This window comes from Streptomyces sp. NRRL F-5122, assembly GCF_001507435.1.
Classification (GTDB): domain Bacteria; phylum Actinomycetota; class Actinomycetes; order Streptomycetales; family Streptomycetaceae; genus Streptomyces; species Streptomyces lannensis.
In genome coordinates, this window is the sequence record NZ_LMWH01000015.1 from 160,640 (window position 1) to 184,249 (window position 23,610).

22 protein-coding genes are annotated in these 23,610 nt (G+C 71.0%); 14 read left to right on the top strand and 8 right to left on the bottom strand.

Features of this window, described 5'->3' with window-relative positions; genetic code table 11:
- Window positions 1–14: 14 nt before the first annotated feature.
- Window positions 15–2,255, bottom strand: a complete 2,241-nt coding sequence (locus ADL25_RS04480) for an FUSC family protein (protein ID WP_234380502.1) — start codon at window positions 2,253–2,255, stop codon at window positions 15–17.
- Window positions 2,256–2,660: 405 nt separating this feature from the next.
- Here ADL25_RS04480 and ADL25_RS04485 point away from each other — a divergent pair, with 405 nt between their 5' ends.
- Both ADL25_RS04485 and ADL25_RS04490 read left to right on the top strand, forming a co-directional pair.
- The gene (locus ADL25_RS04485) at window positions 2,661–3,173 is read left to right on the top strand and encodes a DUF2231 domain-containing protein (RefSeq protein ID WP_059126277.1); all 513 of its coding nucleotides are present in this window, start codon (window positions 2,661–2,663) and stop codon (window positions 3,171–3,173) included.
- A 246-nt stretch (window positions 3,174–3,419) separates the two neighbouring features.
- Window positions 3,420–3,830 (top strand): hypothetical protein, encoded by a 411-nt coding sequence (locus ADL25_RS04490; RefSeq protein ID WP_059126278.1) that lies wholly within the window; start codon window positions 3,420–3,422, stop codon window positions 3,828–3,830.
- Between the two features lie 237 nt (window positions 3,831–4,067).
- On the opposite strand, the gene ADL25_RS04495 is transcribed toward ADL25_RS04490, so the two are convergent.
- Entirely contained in the window at window positions 4,068–4,592 is a 525-nt protein-coding gene (locus tag ADL25_RS04495) for a hypothetical protein (RefSeq protein ID WP_059126279.1), read from the bottom strand.
- Window positions 4,593–4,842: 250 nt separating this feature from the next.
- On the opposite strand from ADL25_RS04495, the gene ADL25_RS04500 reads away from it, so the two are divergent.
- Entirely contained in the window at window positions 4,843–5,925 is a 1,083-nt protein-coding gene (locus ADL25_RS04500) for an aldo/keto reductase (protein WP_059126280.1), read from the top strand.
- 135 nt (window positions 5,926–6,060) lie between these two features.
- On the opposite strand, the gene ADL25_RS04505 is transcribed toward ADL25_RS04500, so the two are convergent.
- Both ADL25_RS04505 and ADL25_RS04510 read right to left on the bottom strand, forming a co-directional pair.
- A complete protein-coding gene (locus ADL25_RS04505) occupies window positions 6,061–7,662 on the bottom strand; it encodes a glycerol-3-phosphate dehydrogenase/oxidase (RefSeq protein ID WP_199839095.1) in 1,602 nt (533 codons plus the stop codon).
- Complete coding sequence (locus tag ADL25_RS04510) at window positions 7,659–8,258, bottom strand: TetR/AcrR family transcriptional regulator (protein WP_059126281.1); 600 nt, start codon at window positions 8,256–8,258, stop codon at window positions 7,659–7,661. Before ADL25_RS04510 ends, ADL25_RS04505 begins: the two co-directional genes overlap by 4 nt.
- 73 nt (window positions 8,259–8,331) lie before the next feature.
- Here ADL25_RS04510 and ADL25_RS04515 point away from each other — a divergent pair, with 73 nt between their 5' ends.
- Window positions 8,332–9,924: an FAD-binding oxidoreductase gene (locus tag ADL25_RS04515; RefSeq protein ID WP_059126282.1), complete on the top strand. Its 1,593-nt coding sequence runs from the start codon at window positions 8,332–8,334 to the stop codon at window positions 9,922–9,924.
- 64 nt (window positions 9,925–9,988) lie between these two features.
- Complete coding sequence (locus ADL25_RS04520; RefSeq protein ID WP_059126283.1) at window positions 9,989–10,867, top strand: YegS/Rv2252/BmrU family lipid kinase; 879 nt, start codon at window positions 9,989–9,991, stop codon at window positions 10,865–10,867.
- A gap of 49 nt (window positions 10,868–10,916) precedes the next feature.
- On the opposite strand, the gene ADL25_RS04525 is transcribed toward ADL25_RS04520, so the two are convergent.
- Window positions 10,917–11,309 (bottom strand): winged helix-turn-helix transcriptional regulator, encoded by a 393-nt coding sequence (locus tag ADL25_RS04525; RefSeq protein WP_234380514.1) that lies wholly within the window; start codon window positions 11,307–11,309, stop codon window positions 10,917–10,919.
- Window positions 11,310–11,373: 64 nt separating this feature from the next.
- On the opposite strand from ADL25_RS04525, the gene ADL25_RS04530 reads away from it, so the two are divergent.
- Complete coding sequence (locus ADL25_RS04530) at window positions 11,374–12,273, top strand: LLM class flavin-dependent oxidoreductase (protein WP_059126284.1); 900 nt, start codon at window positions 11,374–11,376, stop codon at window positions 12,271–12,273.
- Entirely contained in the window at window positions 12,270–13,577 is a 1,308-nt protein-coding gene (locus ADL25_RS04535) for an FAD-binding oxidoreductase (protein WP_059126285.1), read from the top strand. The genes ADL25_RS04530 and ADL25_RS04535 overlap by 4 nt, the downstream gene beginning before the upstream one ends.
- A 100-nt stretch (window positions 13,578–13,677) precedes the next feature.
- Here ADL25_RS04535 and ADL25_RS04540 read toward each other — a convergent pair whose 3' ends face one another.
- Window positions 13,678–14,067 (bottom strand): winged helix-turn-helix transcriptional regulator, encoded by a 390-nt coding sequence (locus tag ADL25_RS04540; protein WP_059126286.1) that lies wholly within the window; start codon window positions 14,065–14,067, stop codon window positions 13,678–13,680.
- A gap of 119 nt (window positions 14,068–14,186) precedes the next feature.
- Between ADL25_RS04540 and ADL25_RS04545 the strand changes: the two genes are divergently transcribed.
- The 6 genes from ADL25_RS04545 (at window position 14,187) to ADL25_RS04570 (ending at window position 20,254) form a co-directional block, all read left to right on the top strand.
- A complete protein-coding gene (locus ADL25_RS04545; protein WP_059126287.1) occupies window positions 14,187–14,837 on the top strand; it encodes an FMN-dependent NADH-azoreductase in 651 nt (216 codons plus the stop codon).
- Between the two features lie 253 nt (window positions 14,838–15,090).
- Window positions 15,091–16,590, top strand: a complete 1,500-nt coding sequence (locus tag ADL25_RS04550; RefSeq protein ID WP_059126288.1) for a dihydrolipoyl dehydrogenase family protein — start codon at window positions 15,091–15,093, stop codon at window positions 16,588–16,590.
- A 96-nt stretch (window positions 16,591–16,686) separates the two neighbouring features.
- Complete coding sequence (locus ADL25_RS04555) at window positions 16,687–17,139, top strand: flavodoxin family protein (protein ID WP_059126289.1); 453 nt, start codon at window positions 16,687–16,689, stop codon at window positions 17,137–17,139.
- Between the two features lie 263 nt (window positions 17,140–17,402).
- Complete coding sequence (locus ADL25_RS04560) at window positions 17,403–19,109, top strand: PHP domain-containing protein (RefSeq protein WP_059126290.1); 1,707 nt, start codon at window positions 17,403–17,405, stop codon at window positions 19,107–19,109.
- On the top strand, window positions 19,106–19,729 hold the full coding sequence (locus ADL25_RS04565; protein ID WP_059126341.1) for a hypothetical protein: 624 nt from the start codon (window positions 19,106–19,108) through the stop codon (window positions 19,727–19,729). Before ADL25_RS04560 ends, ADL25_RS04565 begins: the two co-directional genes overlap by 4 nt.
- Before the next feature lie 117 nt (window positions 19,730–19,846).
- On the top strand, window positions 19,847–20,254 hold the full coding sequence (locus ADL25_RS04570) for a YybH family protein (protein WP_059126291.1): 408 nt from the start codon (window positions 19,847–19,849) through the stop codon (window positions 20,252–20,254).
- A gap of 139 nt (window positions 20,255–20,393) precedes the next feature.
- Here the strand turns inward: ADL25_RS04570 and ADL25_RS04575 are convergent, their stop codons facing one another.
- Window positions 20,394–20,954, bottom strand: coding sequence for a hypothetical protein (locus ADL25_RS04575; RefSeq protein ID WP_234380522.1), 561 nt, complete (start codon window positions 20,952–20,954; stop codon window positions 20,394–20,396).
- Window positions 20,951–21,220: a hypothetical protein gene (locus ADL25_RS04580; RefSeq protein WP_059126292.1), complete on the bottom strand. Its 270-nt coding sequence runs from the start codon at window positions 21,218–21,220 to the stop codon at window positions 20,951–20,953. The genes ADL25_RS04575 and ADL25_RS04580 overlap by 4 nt, the downstream gene beginning before the upstream one ends.
- A gap of 466 nt (window positions 21,221–21,686) precedes the next feature.
- On the opposite strand from ADL25_RS04580, the gene ADL25_RS04585 reads away from it, so the two are divergent.
- Window positions 21,687–23,597, top strand: a complete 1,911-nt coding sequence (locus ADL25_RS04585; protein WP_059126342.1) for a glycoside hydrolase family 5 protein — start codon at window positions 21,687–21,689, stop codon at window positions 23,595–23,597.
- The last annotated feature ends 13 nt before the right edge of the window (window positions 23,598–23,610 follow it).

Genomic DNA, 23,610 nt, shown 5'->3' on the forward strand with positions numbered 1-23,610 from the left:
CGGCCGCCCGGACGTCAGTCCGGCTTGTCCACCGGGACCTTGAGCGGACGCGCCAGACCTGCCACCGCCTCGTCCAGGCGCTGCAGGTGCCGCAGCACCCGGTCGGTGACGCGGTCGTAGCGCGGGGCGCCCAGGGTCCCCGGTTTCAGCATGGACGTGATGCTGGGGCCGGTCTCGATGCGTACGGTGCCGTGCTCGTCCTCGACGTGTGCGGCGATCGCCGCGATGTTGGCCACGATGCGTCGACCTGCGACGCGCAGCCGGGGATCCGCCGCGATCGAGGGGTGCTCGGGCAGCAGCTCGGCGGTCGCTGCCAGGGAGCGGGCGTGGTAGGCGCAGGTCTCCAGCATCGCGACGATGTAGCGGGCGGTGTCCCGGCGCGCCCGCAGAGGTGTGATCGGATGGGTCAGCGGCTGTGTCGAGGCACGCAGGTCCGCCAGTGCCTGGTCCAGGTCGCGTGCTTTGTCGAGGAGGTCGACCGCCGGGCCGCCGCTCAGCTGGTCGACCGCGGCGTCCGTGACGTCGCCGAGTCGTGTCAGGACGGTGGCGAGGAGTTCGTCCGTACGGCGGTCGGTGTGCACCGGCAGGACCAGCGCCGCCGCGACGATTCCGCAGGCCGCGCCCAGAGCCGTCTCCTCGATGCGCATGACGAGCACGGTGGTGCTGTACGTGTGCAGCAGGGTGTAGAGCAGTCCCAGCATCGCGGTGACGAAGAAGGACATCAGCGTGAACGAGAGCGGGGCCGTGTAGAACATCGCGAAGATGAACACGAGCACCAGCGCGAATGCCGTCCATGTGTGATGCCCGACCAGCCCCGCGAGGACGATACCGGCCACCACGCCGAAGACGGTCCCCAGGAGCCGGCGGTACCCCTTGACGAGGATCTCGCCGGTGGACGCGGTGTTGATGAACACGATCCAGCAGGTCAGCACCGCCCAGTACCAGCGCTGGCTGGAGATGAACTCACCGCCGACGATCGCGAGCGACGATCCGACGGCGACCTGCACGGCCGCGCGCGTGGTGGGGCGCTTCAGGCCGGTGCGTTCCTCCTCCTGGGCCTCCTCGCTGCCGCTGATGGCGGCGTCCTCCGCGTGCAGTTCCTCCCGCGAGCGGGTGGTCGCGGGGGTGTCGTCCGTCTCGTCCTGAGGACCCTCGAGGGCCATCCGCAGTCCGAGCACCGCACGCGAGGCCTCGCCGATCCCACGGAAGACGTCCTGGACCGCAGTGGGCCCGGGCGGCAGGTTGTCCTCCTCCCGGTAGCCGAGGAGCCGGTTGCGCACCTGCGCCAGCCCGGTACCTCGGGCCTCGGAGATCGGCTGCAGGAGCAGCAGGCGCAGTGCCTCGAGGTCGCGGCGCAGCGTGGCGGTCGTCCCGTCGTGCTCGGCGAGCGGGCCGCCCGAGGGCAGGGGCGCCCCGGGCAGGTGCAGGGTCAGCGTGTCGGCGCGCTCGGTACTGCGCGCGGTGAGCAGCAGAAGCCCCAGCCGTTCGGCGGTGATCTCGGCGTCGGCGATACGTCGCTGCACCAGCCGGGCCACCGCTTCGTCGGAGGTCCCCTGCTCCAGCCACCCCTGGATCATCATCGCGGTCTCGTGCAGGGCCGCGGTCCTGGCGCGAGCCTCCTCCAGGGCCTTCTCCCGGTCGTCGGGGCCGGCGTCGAGCAATGCCACCTGGGCCGAGAGCAGTTGGGCGAAGCGGGCCCGGAAGGCACGGCGCAGCCGGTCCAGGATGCCCGCCGGTGTCTCCGGTACGAGTGCGAACCGCACCAAGGCGCTGCTGCCGAAGGCGAGGACGATCGTGCCGCACAGCCCCGGGAGTGCGGAGACCGTCGCACCCACGAACAGGGAGAGGAAGTAGACCTGGAAGCCGATCAGGCCCAGCGCCGTACCGCGATCGCCGAAGCGCCGTCCATAGACGGCACTGAAGATGAGGGCGACGAAGAAGATGTCGCCCGCCACCACGTGCGACCTCAGGAGCGCACCGAGCGAGACGGAGGCCAGCGCGACCGGCAGGCCCAGGGCGAGGGTGACGGCTTGCTCCGGCCGTTCCTTCTCGCGGATGGCGAAGGTCGCGACCATCGCCGCGATCGCGCCTGCCACGAGATGGGACACGTCGGTAGCCAGCACCGCGAGGACGGCCAGCGTGAGCGCGATCGCGCACACTGTTCTGAGTCCGGCCGTCAGGCGCAGCAGACCTGGGTCCGATGCCGCGATGCGATCCCACAACTCCGCCCGCGCCGACCGACCTGACACCCTCACTCCGCTGTGCTCTCTCCCGCGTCCCGTCGTGATCTCCCGTCCAGCATCGCACGAGGTGGCGATCGGTCCGGCTTCGGACGTCCTTTGGGTTCGTGCAACGACGGCGGTTGCGGCTTCCCCGTTGCGTGGTCGAGCGTGGCGTGTCCACGGGTGGTCCGGGGCGCCCTGGCAGCCGACTTCCGCGAACCACCACCGGCTGGAGGATCCGGTCGGAGGGCCCGCCGCCTTTGCGTTGCTGCGCGGGGACAAAGCGATGCCTCGGCCCTGCGGTGTGGTGGACCCGGCTTGGTGTGTGCGCTTCCGTCACATCGTTTGAGCTGCACTTTTGATGCCTTGATCCGTTCAGAGGCAACTGAGAAGTGCCTGTGCCAGGCTCGGGCCCTGCACCCCGACAGGAGTTCTTGGATGTCTCTGATCAACGGTCTGCCCGCTCACGTCCTGCTCGTCCACGTGGTCGTCGTGCTGATCCCTCTCACCGCACTGGCCTTGGTGACGGCAGCGCTGTGGCCACGTGCCGCCCGGCGGCTGGGTTCGCTGCTGCCGCTGCTGTCCCTGGCCGCGTTGATCAGCGTGCCGCTGACCACGCAAGCAGGCGAGTGGCTGGAACGGCACGTCGACAACAATGCCCTGGTGCGCCGGCACACGGAGTTGGGTGACGGGCTGCTGCCGTGGGCCTTGGGCGTGTTCGTGCTGGCCGTGGTGGTGTGGTGGACGGCCGGACGCGCTGTGGCGGAGCCTCGGCAGGGCGGCGCCGCAGGGTGGGCACCGCTGCCTGTGCGGATCGTCGTGGGGGTGCTTTCACTGGCCGTTGCGCTGGGGGCGGTTGTGGACGTCTACCGGATCGGCGATTCCGGAGCGAAGGCCGCCTGGCATGACGCCTACTCGCAGGCGGCGACGGGGCCGAAGGGCGCTTCCTGAGTCGGGCCCTGACCGGGTTCCCGTTGTGGCCGCGGAGCCGGGACACCGCGGTCCGCAGGTGTACACGCCTACGGCGGTACCTCTTCCTTATGACCGTCTGCACCGTCGGAAGCGACGTTGAGCAGCCGTCCGTCGAGGCTGGAGGCGCCGACAGACGGGGCGGGCCGCCTGTTCCGGGCCCCGTCCGGGCAGACGGGATCGCGGCGCGGCAGGCATGCGATCCTGGGAGGGAGAAGGTCTTCCCTCATGTCACACCACGCCGCGACCGTGCCGGGATCCACTTGGGTGGCCAGGTGGGCGGGAGTTCTGCTGTGCCTCGCGGTTGCCGCCATACATGTGGTCGACCAAGGCGGCATCACGGCGACCAGGGACCCCCACTACATCGGCGTCGCCTATCACGTCCTGGAGATCGCGGCCGTGGTTGCCGCCGTGCTGCTCATCATCGGCCTCGTCAGACCGGGATGGCTGCTGGCCGTCATGGTCGCCGTCGGTCCGCTGCTGGGCTACGTCCTCTCCAGAGGCCCGGGACTGCCCGACTACAGCGATGACGTCGGCAACTGGACGGAGCCGCTCGGGCTGGTCAGCCTCGCCGTTGAAGGAGCCCTGCTCCTGTTGTCGATTCCGCTCTTCATGCGGAGCCTGCGCCGCAGAACCTGACGCTGGGCCGCTCGTACATCGGACACCCCTTGCGAATGCCTGCTTCAGGTCCTCCTTCGTCGTACGTGTCCCCTTACCCGTCGTGCCGTCTCTCCGGTGGCCGGGACCACCGGAGAGACGGGTCGCGAGGATCGGACGGAATCGCTCGCTTTCACGCCGGTGCATCACCGGCACATGCTGCAGCGACCCGTGCGATGCGGTCGCCGTTCGGCGGACTGCCTCCGGAACGGAAGCCGGTCAGCAGCCTCCGCAGTTGTAGTACAGGACGTCCCAGTGGTTGCCCTCGTCGGCGTAGATGTTGCCGGAGCCGGACTGGTACTGGGGTGCCCCGTCGCCGCGCAGGCCGATGTAGGCGAAGTTGCCCTTGATGTAGTTGGTGACACAGGTGTTCTTGCCGTAGTCGAGCTTGTAGCCGTTCCAGTGCGAGTAGGTGCCGCTGGCGTGACCGGTCTCGGTGCCGCCGGTGATGTTGAGTGCGCATCCGGAGGCACGCTTGAGGGTCTGGGCACCCTGAGCGGTGGCGAGGTTGAGCTGGGTGAAGGAGGTACAGGTCGCGTTGTTGCGGTCGGAGCAGTTGCCGGAGGACGACCAGGTGATGCCGACCTCGCGGAACATCGAGGTGGCGGTGGCGTGGGAGATCTTGGTGACGGCGGCGGCCTGGGCGCTGTCCTGGGCGGCGAGTGCGTCCCCGGCGCCGCCGAGGACGGCGAGCCCGGGGGCGACGGCGAGCGCGAGGGCCGTGAGGGCGGAGCGGAACTTCATATGAGGACCTTCCTGCGAGTGGGCCGTGTCTCCTGTGGGGCGGCTGTGCAGGTGGTGCACGCAGATGGTGCCCGAGTTCTACGCGCGTCCGCCAGAGGGCAGAATCAGGCAAGACTTCGGGCGAATCGGTCTACTACGGGCCCGTCGGTGCGCGATTTCATGGCAGTGATCGCTTCTGGGACTCCGGGAGGGATCGTTCAGGGGCCCGCTTCGTGGGCCGTAACCATGCGCGCACGCACGGGAGTTGTTCATGCCGCTCGATCACTACGTCACGTTCGGCCGGTCGGGGCTGCGGGTCAGTCCGTTCGCCCTCGGTGCGATGACCTTCGGGGAGGACCCCGGCGGCGCCGGGTGCAGCGTCGAGGAGTCGGAGAAGATCCTCGCCACGTACCTGGACCTCGGCGGGAACTTCGTCGACACCGCCAACCTGTACACCAACGGCCACTCCGAGAAGATCCTCGGTGACTTCTTCGCCGCGCGCCCCGGGCGCCGTGAGCATGTGGTGCTGGCGTCGAAGTTCTTCGCGAATCTCTTCCCCGGAGATCCCAACGGGGGCGGCGCGGGCCGTTCGTCGATCATCGCGCAGCTCGACGAGACCCTGTGCCGGCTGCGGACGGACTACCTCGACCTGTACTGGTTGCACCAGTGGGACCGGCACACCCCGATCGAGGAGACCATGCGGGCCCTCGACGATCTGGTGCGGGCGGGCAAGATCCGTTACGTCGGCTTCTCCAATACGCCTGCGTGGGTGACGGCTCAGGCCCACACCACCGCGCTGCTGAAGGGCTGGACCCCCCTGGTCGCCCTGCAGGTCGAGTATTCGCTGCTCGCCCGCACCGTCGAGGGCGAGCTGGAACCGTTCGCGTTCGACCAGGGGATGGCGCTGGTGCCGTGGAGCCCGCTGAAGAACGGGTTCCTGTCCGGCAAGTACCGGCGCGGCGCGGAGGTCACCGATTCCGCGCGCACTCCCTTCGTCGGCGGTCCCGCAGAGGAGGAGTTCGTGGTCATCGACGCCGTCGCGGAGGTCGCCGACGCCCTCGGAACCACGTCGGCGGCCGTGTCACTGGCCTGGCTTCGCGCCCGTCGGGGCACCGTCGTGCCGATCGTCGGCGCCAGGCGTCTTGAGCACCTCGAGGGCAATCTCGCCGGCCTGGAGGTGGTGCTCGCCCCCGAGCATCTCCGACGGCTGGACGAGGTGTCGGCGCCCGCACTGGACTACCCCGCCCCCATGCACGGCGCCCTGCGGTCGATGCTGCAGTTCGCGGGCGCCACGGTGGATGGCGAGACGTCCGCGGTGTATCCGCCGCTGGTGCAGAGCGACGTGCGGTACTGAACGGTCGCCGGGTCCGCGCCGACGCGACCGGTGGTGCGGGCACGCGTACGGCGACGGCGGGCGGGTCCCCGAGGGCCGGGGCGCCCGCCGGCTGTCACGAGGGCGTCGCTCGTTCGAGGAGGGCGTGCGGGCGGGTCAGCGGACACCGTCCATCGCCTCGCCGAGCAGCGCGTGAGCCGTTGCCAGCGCGACGGCACGGTCGGCGGGGATCAGCCCGATGCGGGTACGCCTGTCCAGCAGGTCGGCGGCGTCGAGCGCCCCCTCGTGGCGCACGGCCCACAACAGTTCGGCGCGGGTGGTCGGGTGGCACGGGAGGACGGAGCCGGCGAGGTCCGGTTCGCCCGTGGCCAGGGCATGGACGGCCTCCGCCTCGGTGCCGTAACGGCTGATCAGGCGTTGCGGCGCGCGCAGGGCGGCCAGCACCCGCGGCGCTGCCGCGCCGACCAGCGGCACCGTCGCGGTGGGGGAGGGGCCCGCGGAAAGCCGGTGGGCGGCGACCGCGGCGTCGACCGCATCCTCGGCCATGCGCCGGTAGGTGGTCAGCTTGCCGCCGACCACGGTGATCACGCCCTCCGGCGAGGTGAGGACGGCGTGTTTGCGGGAGATGTCGGCGGTGCCGGTCGCCGTGCCGGAGCCTGTGGTCGTCGTGGTGTCCAGCAGAGGGCGCAGTCCGGCGAAGGCACCCACCACGTCGTCGCGGTGGACCGGCACGTCCAGGGCGGAGCCGAGGACGTCGAGCAGGAAGCCGATATCGGTTTCCGGGACCTCGGGGACGTCCGGGATGTCGCCGTCGACGGGCTCGTCGGTGAGTCCCACGTAGACCCGGCCGTCCCCCTGCGGCAGGACGAGGACGAAGCGGTTGGTCTCGCCCGGGATCGGGATGTGCAGGCCGGCCGGCAGGGAGCCGAAGCGGTCCGCGCGCAGCACGAGGTGGGTGCCGCGCGAGGGCCGTATGCGCACGCCGTCCACGAGGCCGCCTGCCCAGACGCCGGTGGCGTTGATCACCGCCCGGGCCCGGATCTCGCCCTCCTCACCGGTGAGTTCGTCGCGAACGCGGGCGCCGGAGCGGGTGAGTTCGAGCGCGCGCATCCGGGTCAGGATGCGGGCGCCGTGCGCCGCCGCCGTGCGGGCGATCGCGGTGACCAGCCGGGCGTCGTCGGTCACGCGTCCGTCCCAGGACAGCAGGCCGCCGCGGAGTCCGGCGCCGCGCAGTGACGGGGCGAGATGGCGGGTTTCGGCCGCGGAGAGCCGGCGCGGCGCGGGTAGTGTCGTCCGGGCCGTGCGCGCCGCGAGGCGCAGTGTGTCCCCGGCGCGGAACCCGGCCCACGCCAGGGCGGCCTGCGGTCGGGAGACCAGGGGGGTGAGGGGCAGTACGAACGGCTGGGCGCGTACCAGATGGGGCGCGGTGCGCTCCATCAGGACCCCCCGCTCGCGTGCGCTTTCGTGGGCGACGTCGAACTGGGCGGAGGCGAGGTAGCGCAGTCCCCCGTGGATGAGCTTGGAACTCCAGCGGGAGGTTCCGAAGGCGAGGTCGTGGGTGTCCACCGCGGCGACCGTCAGTCCCCGGGCGGCGGCGTCCAGTGCCGCTCCGGCGCCGGTCGCGCCGAGTCCCACAACCAGGACGTCCACGGCCGAACCGTCGGTGGACAGGGCCAGTTCGCGTCGGCGGCGGGCGGCGTTGAGGGATGTGCCCGGAGGCGGGGCCGCGGGCATGGACGGAGTGCTGCTGGTGCTCATGGCGTCAGGGTCCTCTCGAGGATGGTCCGCAGTTCTCCGTAGAAGGCCTCGGGGCTCAGCTCGTCGTCGCCCTCGTCGGTCATGGTGCGCAGGGACAGCGTGAAGGACTGGGCGACCAGGAGCAGCGCCCTGGCCTGGCGTTGGGGGTGTCCGGGGCGTACCGAGCCGTCGGTGTGGCCCTTTTCGACGGAGTCGGCGAGAAGTTCGAGGAGGGCTTCCTGGCTCGCCCCGCGCCGGTCGAGCACATAGGGGAGCAGCAGTTCGGGGTCGACGTCGACGATCTTGCGAAAGAGCGGATGGCGGCGAAAGGCGTCGACCCCCCGGACGAGCCCTTCCACGATCAGGGTGCGTGCGCTCGTTCCCGGTTCGGGCTCGGGCATCGCGCGGGTGGCCGCCTCGATCCACTCCCGGGTCATCAAGTCCCCGACCAGGGTCCGCACATCGGGCCAGCGGCGGTACAGGGTCATCCGGGAGACACCCGCGCGGCGGGCCACGTCCGTGAGGGTGGTACGCCGGACGCCGACGGCCAGGACGCAGTCGCGTACCGCGTCGAGTACCGGATCGCTGTCCGAGGCGTTGTGACGAATAGGCGTCATGTGTCACAGTGTAACGCGCCCTGTGGCCGTGCAGGGCGGCACTTCGTCGAGACGACCGGTGAGGACAAGCACCATGGACATGCTGTGGAGCGGCTGGGGAGACCCGGCCAGGGCGACGCCGCTGCCCGACACGGTGATCGGGCTGCTGCGCGACATGCTCGGAGTCAAGCCCCGCAGCGCCGAACCCGTCGCACTGGACGAGATCTCCGTACCCGAGTCACCCCTGGATGCCGCCGTGCGCCAGGCTCTGCTCGCCGCCGTCGGCGGCGAGCACCTGCGGACCGACGCGGAGTCGCGCATCCGGCACATGCGAGGCAAGTCCACCCCCGATCTGCTGCGCATCCGCGAGGGCGACACCACCGACATCCCCGCGGCCGTGGTGCTCCCGGCGAGCCACGACGAGGTCCTCGCGGTGCTCAAGGCCTGTGTCGTGCACGACGTGGCCGTCGTGCCGTTCGGCGGCGGAACCTCGGTCGTCGGCGGCCTCGCCCCCGAGGGGCGGCGACTCTTCGTCGCGCTCGACCTGCGCCGTATGGACGCACTGCTCGCCCTCGACCCGGTCTCCCGCACCGCCACCCTGCAACCCGGTCTGAGGGCTCCGCACGCCGAAGCGCTCCTGGCCGAGCACGGCTTCACCCTCGGTCACTTCCCCCAGTCCTACGAGTGGGCGACGATCGGCGGTTTCGCCGCCGCGCGCTCCAGCGGACAGGCGTCCGCCGGCTACGGCCGGTTCGACGAGATGGTGCTCGGCCTCACCGTCGCCACCCCGGCCGGCACCCTCGAGGCCGGACGCGCTCCGCGGTCGGCCGCCGGTCCCGATCTGCGGCAGCTCGTCCTCGGATCCGAAGGCGCGTTCGGGGTCATCACCTCCGTGACCGTGCGGATCCGCCCCGTCCCGCGGATCCGCCGCTACGAAGGCTGGCGCTTCGACTCCTTCGAGGCCGGTGCCGCCGCCCTGCGGCGTCTGGCCCAGGACGGGCCCCGGCCGACCGTACTGCGTCTGTCGGACGAGACCGAGACGCTGGTCGGTCTCGCCCAGCCCGACGCCATCGGTTCCGCCGGGGCGGAGCAGGCCGCCGGATGCCTCGCGATCGCGGGCTACGAGGGTACCGAGGAGGACACCTCGTACCGACGGGAGCGGGCGGCGGTGGTCCTGAGCGAGTGCGGTGGTACCTGTGTGGGGCCGGAGCCCGGGGAGCGCTGGGCCCATGGCCGCTACTCGGCGCCCTATCTGCGGGACGCGCTGCTCGACGCGGGTGCGTTCGCCGAGACGTTGGAGACCGCGGCCTTCTGGTCACGCCTCCCCGAGCTGTACGCCTCAGTCCGCGAGGCCCTCATCGGCACGCTCAGCGCCTCGGGCACCCCGCCGCTGGTGATGTGCCACATCTCGCACGTCTACGAAAACGGCGCCTCGCTCTACTTCACCGTGGTCTCCGCCCAGGGTGACGATCCCGTGGCACACTGGGCGCCCGCCAAACAGGCCGCCAACGAGGCGATCATGGCGGCGGGCGGCACGATCAGCCACCACCACGGTGTGGGCACCGACCACCGCGACTGGTACGTCCAGGAGGCCGGACTGCTCGCAGTCGACGCCCTCCAGGCGGTCAAGCGGCGTCTCGACCCCACCGGGCTGCTCAACCCCGGCGTCCTGCTGCCGGCCGACTGATCCCGTTCCGTCCACCCGACCACCGTCCGTCCACGATCCGTCAGGCGCCTTCGGAGGCACACCGATGCGACAATTCACCGCCATCGTCAACCCCACCGCCGGCGGATCCAACGGGGTCGCGACGCTGCTGAGCGTGGCCCGGCTGCTGCGGGAGGCCGGGGCCGAGCTGGAGACGGAGTACAGCAGCAGTCTGGCCCACGCCCAGGACCTGGCACGGCAGGCCGGAGAACGGCAGCGGGTGGTCCTGGCCGTGGGTGGTGACGGCATCGTGGGCGGTATCGGTGGGGCCCTCAGCGGCACCGACACCGTCTTCGGCATCGTTCCGGCGGGCCGCGGCAACGACTTCGCCCGCGCGCTCGGCCTTTCCGCCGACCCGGCCGAGCTGGCCGAGGCGCTGCTCCACCACGAGCCGCGGCGTGTGGACACCATCGAGGTGGAGTCAGCACGGGGCCGCACCGTCGCGCTCGGCAGCGTGTACGCGGGTGTCGACGCGCTCGCCAACCGCCATGCCAATCACGCGAAACTCCTGAGCGGAGCCGCCTCCTACTACGCGGGCGGACTGCGGGCGGTCGCGACCTGGCGCCCGGCCACCTACCGGATCACCGTCGACGGCGAAGAACTCACGCACCACGGCTACACCGTGGTGGCTGCCAACTCCGCCTTCTACGGCTCCGGCCGCATCATCGCCCCCGGGGCACGCGTCGACGACGGCCTGCTGGAGGTCGTGATGATCCGCCATGCGCCTCGCCGGCTCTTCTTCGCCCTGATGAACGAGCTCAAGACCGGCGCGCACGTCCACCGGCGCGAAGTACGGATCGTACGGGGCGCGGAGATCCGCATGGAGGCCGACCGCGACGTGCCCTACGGGACCGACGGGGAGGTGGACGCCGTCCTCCCCGTGACGGCCAGAGTCCTGCCCGGGGCGCTCGCGGTGCTGTGCTGAACGCCCCGGCCGGTCGTCGCCGCCGAACATGGTCGAGCTCCTCGGGAGATCACGCCGCCGGGCCCGATGTGCCGCCCCCGCGGCCCGAGCGGTAGAGGCTCCAGCGCGCCAACGGCTGCAGTGCGTCCACCAGAGCCCGGCCGTCCTGGGACAGCCGGTAGCGGATCTGCACGGGGGTCGTGGGCGTGACGGTGCGCTGGATGAGACCCGCCGCTTCGAGTTCCTTCAGGCGCTGTGAGAGCAACCGGTCGGAGATACCGTCGATCACGGCCCGGAAGTCGCCGAACCGGGAGGCCCCCTGGCGGGCCGCGCTCAGGATCGAACCCGTCCAGCGGCGCCCGATCAGCTCGAGGGCGTCCTGGAAGCTCGGGCAGCTGTCGTCGTGGATGGAACGACGCTCGAGGGACGGGGGTGCGGCGGGAGACGACTCGATGGGGTTCACTTACAAAAGGTTAGCACCTTACTTGAAGTTTGGTCTGTGAGGCGTTCCCCCGCACCGTGGACGCATGACCGACTACGGACGCCCTCTCTCCTTCGGGGTGAGCCTCGACCCCGCGGCCGACGCCGTGCACCGGACCCGGCGCCTCGCCCGTGCGGCGGAGGACCACGGCCTGGAGTACCTCGCCGTCCAGGACCACCCCTACCAGCCCGGCCATCTGGACACCTGGACCCTGATCACGCACCTGGCCGCGGCAACGGACCACATCACGTTCCTCACCGACGTGGCCGATCTGCAGCTTCGCCCGCCGGCCATGCTGGCCAAGGCGGCCGCGTCGCTCGCCGTCCTCACCGATGGCCGGCTCCAGCTCGGTGTCGGCGGAGGCGGCATCCCCGACGCCATCGCGTCGATGGGCGGCCCGGCACGGCGCGGCGAGCCGATGGTCGCCTTCACCGAGGAGTCGCTGACCGTAATGCGCCAGGCGCTGGCGGGAGGGGTGGTCCGGCTGCGGAGCCCGCACCATTCCGTCGGCGGATACCAGGCCGGTCCGGTGCCCCCGAAACCCGTCGAACTGTGGCTCGGCGCGCAGAAGTCCAAGATGCTCGCCGTGACCGGCCGGTCGGCGGACGGCTGGATCTCCCCGCTGAACATCTACGTCCCGCCGCAGCAGGTGCCCTCCCGCCAGCAGATCATCGACGAGGCGGCCTCGGCCTCGGGACGCGATCCGCGGACGATCCGCCGCGTCTACAACGTGATCGGCGCGATCGGGGACCACCGGGGAGCCCCGGGCCTCGTCGGCGACGTGCGGCGGTGGGTGGACACCCTCACCGAGTGGGCCGGCGACCTCGGTTTCGACACCTTCGTCCTCTGGCCTGCCACGGACCCCGACCGGCAGGTCGCCCTCTTCGCCGGCGAGGTGGTCCCCGCCGTACGCGAGCGTGTGGCGGCTCTGCGGAGCGGGCGATGAGCGCCGACCCGGGACCGGCACCCGCCGAACTCGCCGGGAAGCTGATCACCCCTGACGACAGCCGCTACGGCCTGCTCCGCTCCACCTACACCACCGTGGGCCGCCCGGCCGTGGTCGTCCTGCCGCAGTCCGCGGCCGACGTCGCCGCGGCACTGCGGATGGCCCGCGAGCGTCGACTCCCACTCGCGGTGCGCAGCGGTGGGCACGGGCTGAGCGGCAGGTCCACCAACAACGGCGGCCTCGTCGTCGACCTCAGCGCGCTGAGACGGGTCGAGGTGGTCGACCGGGCCGCGCGTCTCGTACGGGTGGAGGCGGGTGCCCGGTGGGCGCGGGTCGCCCGTGCCCTGGCCCCGCACGGGCTCGCCATCAGCTCCGGCGACCACGGCAACGTCGGAGTCGGCGGCCTGGCCACGGGCGGCGGCGTCGGATGGCTCGTACGGCACTACGGGCTGACCGTCGACCGCATCCGCGCCGTCGAGGTGGTCCTGGCCGACGGGACGATCACACGAGCCGATCCCGGAACCGATCCGGATCTGCTCTGGGTGATGCGCGGCGCGGGCGGCGGCGCGGGCGTCGCGGTGGCCTTCGAGATCGAGGCCGTCGAGTTGCGTGACGTGGGATTCGCGCAGCTGGCCGTGCCGGTGGATCCGGCCGGTGAGACGCTTCGCCGCTGGGAGTCGGCCATGACACAGGCACCGCGGGAGCTGTCGACGGCGGTGACACTGGCGGCCCAGGGATCCTCGGCGACCGCGTTCATCACCGCGGTCGTGGCCTCCGACAGCCCCGCCGCGATCCGCCGGGCCCTGGAGCCGCTCCTCGGGATCGGCCGCGTCATGGTCCAGCAGGCCCACCTCGTCCCGTACACCGAGCTGGTCTCGACCGCCCATCTGCACCCCAACACCGGGCAGATGCAGTCCACCACGACCAACGGGCTGTTCACCGAGACGGGTCCCGCGACGGCCCGCGCACTGGTGGAGGCGGCGACAGGGCCGCATCCGGTGCTCGTCCAGTTGCGTTCGCTCGGCGGCGCGTCCCACGACCCGGCCCCGTCCGCCACCGCCTTCGCGCACCGCCATCAGCGGACGCTGGCCGTCGTGTCGGCGTTCCCACCGGACGACCGACCGACGGCGGCCGCCGCCTGGGCACGGCTCGCGGCACACGCCGAGGGCGCCTATGTGAACTTCGAGAGCAATCCTGACGAGACGACGTTCGCGCGCGCCTACCCGGGGCAGACCGGTGCCCGGGTGGCAGAGCTGTGGAAGCGCTACGACCCCGACGGGCTCCTGCGCGGGCGGGCCGACTGACGGCCGCCACGGCACACGAGCGGGAGAGCAGGCGTACGGCGCGGGGTGTGTCCGGGCACGGCGACACCGACGCGGGCTTTCGTTCCGCCCGGCGGCGGGTTCACTTCCGGGCCGACTCCACGCACGTTTCGGTGGCTCCCATGCAGGGCTCGGCATCCGGCAGATGCGTCTGCGCCCACTGCCCGAGCGCCTTGAGCGCGGGCTCGAGTGCGGCCCCGGACTCCGTCAGCCGATAGGAGACCCGCAGCGGCGGGCCCTCGTCGACCTCGCGCACCACCAGTCCGGCGGCGCCGAGTTCGGCGAGCCGGTCGGAGAGCATGCGCTCGCTGAGGCCCGGAATCGCCCGCCGCAGGTCGGCGAAGTGCGCCGGCTGGTCCACGAGCACCGCCACGATCGGGCCGCTCCAACGCTTTCCGAGCAACTGGAAGACGCGGGTGATGCCGCCGTCCACCTGTTTGCATGCCGCCACGTCGTGACCCTGAGCCGCCATGGATACAGCTTACTACCCCGACAGGGGGTGAAAAAAAGTAAGCTCCTGTGTTAGATATAGCTCTGTACGAATTCTTAGCCCGGCTCGTCCGGGCTCGGGCACGTTCTTTGGAGACCCCCATGGCCACCCTGCTGCACATCGACTCGTCCGTCTTCTCGGGCGAGGCGTCCGCCTCGCGCGCCGTCACGGACGCCTTCCGCAAGGCCTGGCAGGAACAGCACCCCGACGGCACGGTCGTCTACCGGGACCTGGCCGCCGAGCCCGTGCCGCACATCACCGCCGATGCGCACACCGCGGGCTTCGCCGACCCCGCCACCCACTCCTCGGAACAGGCGGCCGCCTTCGAGGAGCGCATCGCGCTGATCGAGGAGCTGGAGCAGGCGGACGCGGTGCTGATCGGCGCCCCGATGTACAACTACTCGATCCCCTCGACCCTCAAGGCCTGGCTGGACAACGTGATCCTGTTCGGCCGGACCGCGGGCGAGACGTCCTCCATCAAGGGCCTGCCGGTCACCGTCGTCGCCAGCCGCGGCGGCTCCTACGCGCCGGGCACGCCGAAGCAGGATTTCGAGTACGTGCAGAACTACCTGCAGGCCGTCCTCGCCGACACGCTCGGGCTGGAACTCGACTTCATCGTCCCGGAGCTCACCATGGCCCCGCACAACCCGGCCATGGCCGAGCTGGTCCCGCTCTACGAGGCCTCCCGCGAGCGTGCCTTCGGTGAGGCGGCCTCCAAGGCCAAGGAGCTCGCCGAGCGACTCGCCGCATAACCGGCGAGGAGCGGAACGCCGTCCACCGCCCGCATCGCCGGGCGCCGGGCGGCGTTCCCCCATGTCTGCCCCGTATACCCCGGGAAGCAGGCGAGAACGCTCCGCAGACCGTAGCCTGACGGAAGGCCCGCAGCGGCTCGTGCCGGTAGCCGGCGCTTCGGCGATCCATTTCGGCCGGCCCGTGGCATTCCCCTCTCACTCACCGCACTCCAGGCACCGCCGATGCGGCGGAAGGACGATCGCGGAGGTTCTGATGACTGCGACGGTGGACCCGGATCGCTCCGAATGGGACGTCATCGTCCTCGGCGCCGCTGCCGCCGGAGAGAACGCCGCCCAGTACGCCGCCCAGTTCTCGGGTCTGTCGTCGGTGCTCGTGGAGAACCTGCTCGTCGGCGGTGAATGCTCCTACTGGGCGTGCATGCCCAGCAAGGCTCTCCTGCGGCCGGTCGAGGTGGTCGACGCGGCCGCGCACTCGCCCGGAGTCACGGCTCGGCTCGAGCCCTCGGCCGTGCTCGCGCGACGCGACGTCGTGATCAACGGCCTGGACGACACCTCCCAGGTGAAATGGGCCCTGGACACCGGCATCGACGTGGTGCGGGGCTACGGGCGGCTCACCGGTGAACGGAGGATCGCGGTGAGCCGGGACGACGGGCCGGTCCGGGAACTGACGGCCCGACATGCCGTGGTCATCGACACGGGTTCCTGCCCCGCCGTACCGGATGTCCCCGGACTGCGGGCCGCGCTGCCCTGGAACTCCCGCGATGTCACCACGATGAAGGAAGTACCCCGCCGGGTCGTCATCCTCGGCGGCGGGGTGGTCGCGTGCGAGGCGTCCACCTGGCTGCACGGCCTCGGAGCCGCCGAGGTGACCGTCGTCCAGCGCGGACCACGGCTGCTGGCCCGCTCCGAGCCGTTCGCGGGCGAGTTGGTCGCCGAGGAGCTGCGGGACTGCGGTGTGCGGCTCTGCCTGGGGCGCGGAATGTCACGGGTGGAGCGCTCCGACCCGTGGGACACCGGCCAGGGGCGTGTGCACGGCGGTGAGGTGAGGGTGACCCTCGACGACGGCACGGTGCTCGTGGCGGACGAGATCGTGGTGGCCGTCGGCCGTACCCCGAACACCGGCGACATCGGCCTGGAGACCGTCGGACTGTCGCCCGGCGGCTACCTCGACGTCGACGACCACCAGGCTGTGCGCGGCGTGCCCGGCGACTGGCTGTACGCCATCGGCGACGTGTGCGGGCGTGCCCTGCTCACCCACATGGGCAAGTACCAGGCCCGTATCGCCGGAGAGGTCATCGCGGCACGCGCCGGCGGTTCCCCGGACCTGCCCTCATCGGCCGAGGGACACCGAGGGCTGCCCCAGGTCGTCTTCACCACCCCGGAGGTCGGCAGCGCCGGTGTCACCGAAGAACAGGCACGGGAGGCGGGCATCGACATCGAGGTCGTGGAATACGACCTCGGTGCGCTCGCGGGCACCTGGGTCATGCGCCCGGACTACCGGGGCCGGGCCAAACTCGTCGTCGACCGCGCCGAGGACATCGTGATCGGGGCGACGTTCGTGGGGGCGGGCATCGCCGAACTCGTGCATTCGGCGACCACGGCGATCGTCGGACGTATCCCTTTGTCCACCCTGTGGCACGTGGTGCCCAGCTATCCCACGGCGAGCGAGATCTGGCTCCGGCTCCTGGAGACACTGCGATCGCAGCGCCATGCGGCACGCGCCGGGGGAGGCGCGGCAGGGGAGCGCGGCTGAGGCACCGGGGGCCGGGGAAGAAGTCGTCCTCGCCCGCAGGGGAGGGAGTCCGCGTCGCCTTGCGGTGCGGGAGACGTCGCGGCAGGGTTCGACGGTATGGCCACCTTGCTGATCGTGCATCACACACCCTCGCCGAACTGCCAGGCGCTGTTCGAAGCCGTCGTCTCCGGTGCGACGGCGCCTGAGATCGAGGGTGTGCGGGTGGTGCGGCGTGCGGCACTGTCGGCGACCGCATCGGACGTACTGGAGGCCGACGGCTGCCTGTTGGGCACCCCGGCGAATCTCGGTTACATGTCCGGGGCCCTCAAGCACTTCTTCGACCAGATCTACTACCCGTGCCTGGACGAGACGCGCGGCCGGCCGTTCGGCTACTGGGTGCACGGCGGCAACGATGTGACCGGGGCGGTACGGGGGATCGAGTCCATCACCACGGGGCTCGGCTGGCGACGCGTGGCCGAGGCGGTGACCGTGACGGGCGAGCCGGGCAAGCCCGACATCGAGGCGTGCTGGGAGCTGGGAGCGACGGTCGCCGCCGGACTGATGGGCTGACCTCGCCCGGCTTGCCCCGCGCCGCACATGCACGACCGGAACCCGCTGCTCAGCCGACCGGTCGGCCGTTCGGTGCGCCGTCGACCGCGGCCGTACCTCGCCAATGGCGCCCGACCGGAGCGCGTGTTCCGGGTGGCACCCACACGTCTGCCGCACATCCGGCGTTCTTGCTTCCGCAGCGGAGGCGTGCGCCGCGGTTCATGCCCACTGCCCACTCTCGGCCCGTTCGAACGTTCAAACCGGTGTCGCAGCAGGAGCTGACAATGGGTCACGACGGTCACATGCACGGGCATGGGCACCACCATCACCACGATCACGGGCACGGCGACGCCTCATCGTTGCCGCCCGCGCTCGACATGTCGGTTCCCGACCGGGAACTGACGCCGAGTCAACTCTCGCGGCGCTCCATGTTGCGCCGCACCGGACTGCTCGGCGCGGGCCTGGCCGCGGGGAGCGTCCTCACGGGCGCGGGCCAGGCCGCCGCGACGTCCGGATCGCAGGCTTCGCGCAGTGAACGGTCCCACGGATACCTGTGGCTGGCGGGCGACCACCACATCCACACCCAGTACAGCTCCGACGCCAAGTACCGGGTCGTCGACCACGTCCGGCAGGCGAATGCGCACGGCCTGGACTGGATGGTCATCACCGACCATGGCAGTGAGGCGCATGCCAAGATCGGTGTGGAGAAGGTCAACCCGGACATCGTCGAAGCGCGTGAGCGGATCGACGACACGCTCGTCTTCCAGGGACTGGAGTGGAACATCCCGGCCGCCGAGCACGGCACGGTGTTCGTCCACCCCGGCCGTAACGAGGTCGCGGTCCTCAAGCAGTTCGAGAACTCCTTCGACGGCTCGGTGAAGAATGCCGGCGCCAGTACTCCGGCGAACGAGGCGCTCGCCATCGCGGGCATCAACTTCCTCGCCGACCAGGTCCGTCGCCGCAAGGTGGCGGACGCCCTCTTCGTCGCCAACCATCCGGCCCGCAAGGGCATCGACTCCCCGCACGAGATCCGCGCCTGGCGCGACGCCCAGCCCTCCATCGCGGTCGGCATGGAGGGTGCCCCGGGCCACCAGGCCGGCGGTCTGCCCGCTCCGATGGGCCCCGGCTCCGCGCGTGGCATATACGACAACAGCCCCAGCGCCGACTCCTTCGCCGGCTATCCGCTGGAGAGCTACCGCACATGGGGCGGTTTCGACTGGATGACCGCCACGGTCGGCGGACTGTGGGACAGCCTGCTCGCCGAGGGCAAGCCCTGGTGGATCACGGCCAACTCCGACTCGCACAACGTGTACGCTGACAGCGCAGTGCGCGGCCCGAACAGCGACTTCAACGCCAACGGCCGTTACGACGACCCGGTGTACGGCGGCGGCCTCAGCCTCACCGACACCGACTTCTGGCCCGGCCAGTACTCCCGCACCCATGTCGGCGCCGCCTCCTTCTCCTACAAGGCGGTCATGGACGGCATCCGCGCCGGCCGCGTCTGGGTCGATCACGGCGGACTCATCAGCGGCCTGAACGCCCAACTGCGCGCGGACGGCCGGGCGGTGACGCTGGGCGACGTGCTCCACGTCCGCCGCGGCAGCCACGTCGACCTCGTCGTCGAGATCGGCCTCGCCAGCGGCCCGAACTGGGCGCAGTTCGTGCCGACGCTGGCCCGCGTCGACGTGATCCAGGGCGCCGTCACCGGTCGGGTCGCCGACAAGGACACCCTGGCCACGCCGAACACCAAGGTGGTCAAGTCCTTCGAGGTGAACAGGTCCACCGGGTCGGTGCGCCTCACGTACTCCCTCGGCCGTGTGGACAAGCCGGCGTACGTCCGGCTCAGGGGCACCGACGGCAACCGCACGGCGGTCGGCCTGCGCGGCGCCTCCGTCGACCCGGCGGGACCTGCGATCGACGTCGTGGGTGACGCCGACCCGTGGAAGGACCTGTGGTTCTACTCCAACCCGATGTGGGTCCTGCCCGCATGAGCACACCGCACGACGCGTCCGGCGTCCACTCCGTTCTCGGGGTGGACGCCGGTACGGCGACACTCCGCGAGGCGGACCATCTGATCCACGATCTGGTGGAGCGTCTGGACCTTCCCGGCGACACGATCGCCTGCACCCACCTGATCCGCACCGCCGAACGGCGTGGCACGGCGGTCTCGTTCGCGCTGCCCGACCCCGAGGCGGCCGAGGCGGCATTCGCGCTCCTGCCGGGTGCGGCGGAAGGGATGGACCTGGGCGCCGCACTGGGGGAGCGGGCACACGGTCCGGCGGTGGCCGTGCGCGCGGCGGTCCTGGCCGCAGCCGAACACACAGCCAGGCAGGGCGGCAGGGCCGTGGTGTTCCCCGGAGCGGATCGCCTCACCGGCACGGTCACGGTGGCCGACGTGCTCGCCCTCACCTCGGTCGAGCGGGTCACCGTGCTCGGCACGCCGTCCGGTGGGCAGGGGCCCGATCCGGCCCTCCCGCTGCAGACCCGCGACCACGTGCGGCCGGAGTGGCGGGAGGGCGCGCTGACGCTCGTGCTGGTTCCGGCCGCGGGCGGAACCCTCGCGCCGTTCGAGGTGCCCAATCCCACTCCTTGCTGCGCGATGCACAGCTGAGGAAAGGCGACGGCCGCAGTTCCGCGGCGCTGTGGCGGCGATGAGTTCCGGTGCCGCGGCCGGTCCTCACCCGGGACGTACATCCGCCGGGACGACAGGAACCAGGGAGCCGCCCTCATGGCCGACGACACAGAGCAGATCCGGGCCTTGGTCGAGAAGTGGGCGGCGGCGGTGCACCGGGGCGAGATGGAGGGGGTCCTCGCGGACCACGCTGACGACATCGTGATGTTCGATGTGCCGCCGCCCTACCAGGGGGTGCGCGGCATCCGGGCCTACCGAGACGTCTGGCCGCCGTTCTTCGCCTGGCAGGCGGTGGGTGCCGTCTTCGAGATCGAGTCGCTCGATGTCACCGCCGGGAGCGACGTGGCGTTCGCCCACGCCCTGATCCGCTGCGGAACGCCGCAGGACCTGGCCGAGCGACCGGACAACCGCCTGAGACTCACCCTGGGGTTGCGCAAGGAACGGGACCGCTGGGTGGTGGCCCATGAGCACCACTCGTTCCCCTACGCGGAGACCGGACCCTAGGACTTGCCTGCTCCGGTCCCCTCCAGGGGACGGACGCGTGACCGGGAGGTCGTCGCAGACCGCGTCCGCGGCTGTGACCTGGGCCGTGTACGCCGCCAGGGCCTTCTTCATGTAGGCGGACGGGGGCGCCGTGGAGGCGTTACGGAGACTCTTCCGGTTCGACGACGGTGGTGCGACGGCCTCCCGCGCGGTCCGCGGTGTCGGCGGGCGGCAGTGGTGTCCACTGAAGGCGGAGCAGGTTGTACATACGGTGGAAGAGGAAGACCGCCATCGGGAGTTCGACGAAGACGGCCAGAGCGGCGGAGGCCCAGACGGCCGGTGTGCCCAAGGCGAGCGAGACGTCGAACCAGGCGTCGCACACCAGCAGCACGGCGCTCGACAGTGCGGGGATCACCACGGCCCGGTGACGTCGTCTGCCGAGGACGGCCGTGGCCCCCAGGGCTATGAGCAGCAGTATGTCGAAGCCGACCCAGGTCGTGCGCCAGGCGTGGACCCGGTAGTCGGTAGGCAGCGTCAGGCCCAGAACGACCGTCCAGGGGACGAGGGCCAGCGCGCACACGGCGAGCAGTTCGACCATATGCCGCCGACGCCGCTCGCGCGGGTCGTCCCGCGCCGGTCGACCCGTCGAAACGCCGGGCAGTGGCTTTCGGGTCGTCAGGAAGGAGTCGGTCGCCATGGTGCCTTCGGTCGCCTGACTCATCGGTGCGCCGAATCGTCCGGGGTGCTGCGTGACGACCCGGGATACCAGGCGGCGATGCGTCCGGTGGTGAACCAGCCGATTCCGGCCAGGAGCACACCGGCCACGGCATTGGGAAGGTGCCGACTCAGCACCATCACGGCGGCTGCCACATCCAGAACTACCGCGAGCAGGACGAACGCGGCACGCTGCCATGGTTCACGAGGCGCGGTCGCGGCCACCGGGCGATGGGGCCTGCTGCGCAGGAATCCCGGAGTGAGGTGGCTCATCGCGGTCCCCTCGCCTGCCTCATGTGCCTGTTGTCCATGCCCGCCTCCAGTGCGCCCGCCCAATGCAATCACCAACCTGAGGGGGGTCTCCATATATTTCCCAGGAGGAGACCCAAGACGTGACATTCCCACGTGATCTGAGGCACACGGGGGTGAAAAGCCCTATTAATTGCTGATTATCACCTTTGTTCATGGAGTCTCGGGGATACGCCACGATGTTGTGCGGGGGTGTCGCCTCGGAGATCCGCCGACCCTCCGGTGGGGCTCTTTTCGGCCGGCGTGTGGTGCCGGGGCGCCGGCGGGTTCGCCGGCGCCGACAGGAGGAGGCGTTCTTCCGTAGACTGACGCCCGCCGTCCGCCGGTGTCACCGGCACGCATCGCGCACCACCTCTGCTTCTGTCCGGGCAAGCCGTCCGCCGCCCGCGTCACCCCGTCCGTGCACCGCCGTTCTTTCGCCGAGGGACGCATGCAGACCAAAGTTGTCCAGTACCTGACAGGATTGACAGCAGCCCTACTGCTGCTGGCCACGGCACCGGGAGCGGTCGCCGCCGCTCCGCAGCCGCCGACCCGCACCGCGCACGCCACGGACCAGGAGGCCGACGCGTGGCAACCGCCGCTGTCCACCCGCGGGCGCTACATCGTCGACGCCACGGGCCGTCGCTTCCGGCTGATATCCGCCAACTGGGACGGGGCACAGGGATCGTGGACGGGCAGCGGCAGCACCGCCGACCCCGCCAACCACCACGCCGGACAGAACTCCTACGGCATACCCCTCGGCCTGGACCGCGTCCCCCTGCCCGAGCTCCTCGCCGACTTCCACGACCTCGGCATCAACAGCATCCGGCTCCCGTTCTCCAACGAGATGATCCACGCGACGGCCGCCGTGCCCGACGCCGCCGTCACCGCCAACCCGCAGCTGCGCGGCAGGACACCGCTGCAGATCTACGACGCGGTGGTGACAGCCCTCACCCAGGACGGATTCGCCGTCGTCCTCAACAACCACACCAACACCTCCCGTTGGTGCTGCGGCGTCGACGGCAACGAGCGGTGGAACAGCAGCCAGTCCACCGGGCAATGGGCGGACGACTGGGTCTTCATGGCGCGCCGGTACGCCTCCGACCCCCGAGTGGTCGGCGCCGACCTCTACAACGAAGTACGCCGCGACATCCTGGACGACCCCAACTGGGGGTCGGGCGACGAGCACGACTGGTTTGCCGCCGCCCAACTCGCCGCGGACCGCATCCTCACGGAGGCGAACCCCGACCTCCTCATCGTCATCGAGGGGATCAACTGGACGGGTCTGCCCGTCGACGGACTGCCGCACGGCCGTCCCACCCTCACTCCGGCACGTACGCTCTCCCACACGCTCGTGGCCACCCACAAGTTGGTGTACTCCGCCCACTTCTACGGATACACGGGCCCCCACCACAGCGGCGCAACCGGCATCGGTGAGACCCACGACCCCCGCTACCAGGACCTGACCCGTGAGGAGCTGTACCGAGAACTCACCGACGAAGCCTTCTTCGTCACCGAGGAGGGGCGCCACTACACCGCTCCCGTGTGGATCAGCGAGTTCGGCGTCGGAGCCGGTGAGACGGGGGCCGCCGCCCGCACATGGTTCGGCAACATCACCGACTACTTCGCCGACCACGACGCGGACTTCGCGTACTGGCCACTGGTCGGTTGGGAAGGCCACGACGACTGGGCCCTGCTGAGCTACGACACCGAGGGCCATCGGCACGGCATCCTGGACCCGGCCGACTGGCGCGGCACCGCCTGGAGCCATCTCATGACCGCGCCGGCACACACCGGACCGGTCGCCCCGGTTCCCACGTGGCGCATGCTCACCACCGACCACGGGGACCAGGTCCAGTCGCTTCGGGTGCGGGCGGGCGGGGACTGGGATCCCGGCGCCTACAAGGCGGCCTGCCCCGACGGACTGCGGCTGATCGGCCTCAGCCACACGGCCGGACACGGTCTGTGCACCGACACCGGCGGGGGCGATCTGCGCGCCGAGGGCAACGCCCAGACGGTGGTCACCGACGAGCGCCATGTTCCGCAAGGCGGCGACTGGGCCTCGGGCTACACGAAGTTCCAGTGCCCCTCCGGTCAGTTCCTCATCGGCTACAGCCGCCGCGGCGGCCGAGTGTCGGCGGCGCTGTGCGCCCCCGCCCGCACCGCGCTGGGCGGCACGGGGCGGACGGTCTGGTTCGACCGCTCCGACAACCGCCCGGCCGACGCCGACGGCGGTGACTACGCCTACGGCGACTACAAGGGTCAGTGCGCCGACAATGAGTACGCCGCCGGGATCGCCTTCACCACACGTCTGGGCAGCACGGCGGGCCCCGCGGCCGTACTGTGCCGCGCGCTGTCCTGAGAAGGGGGCGGGG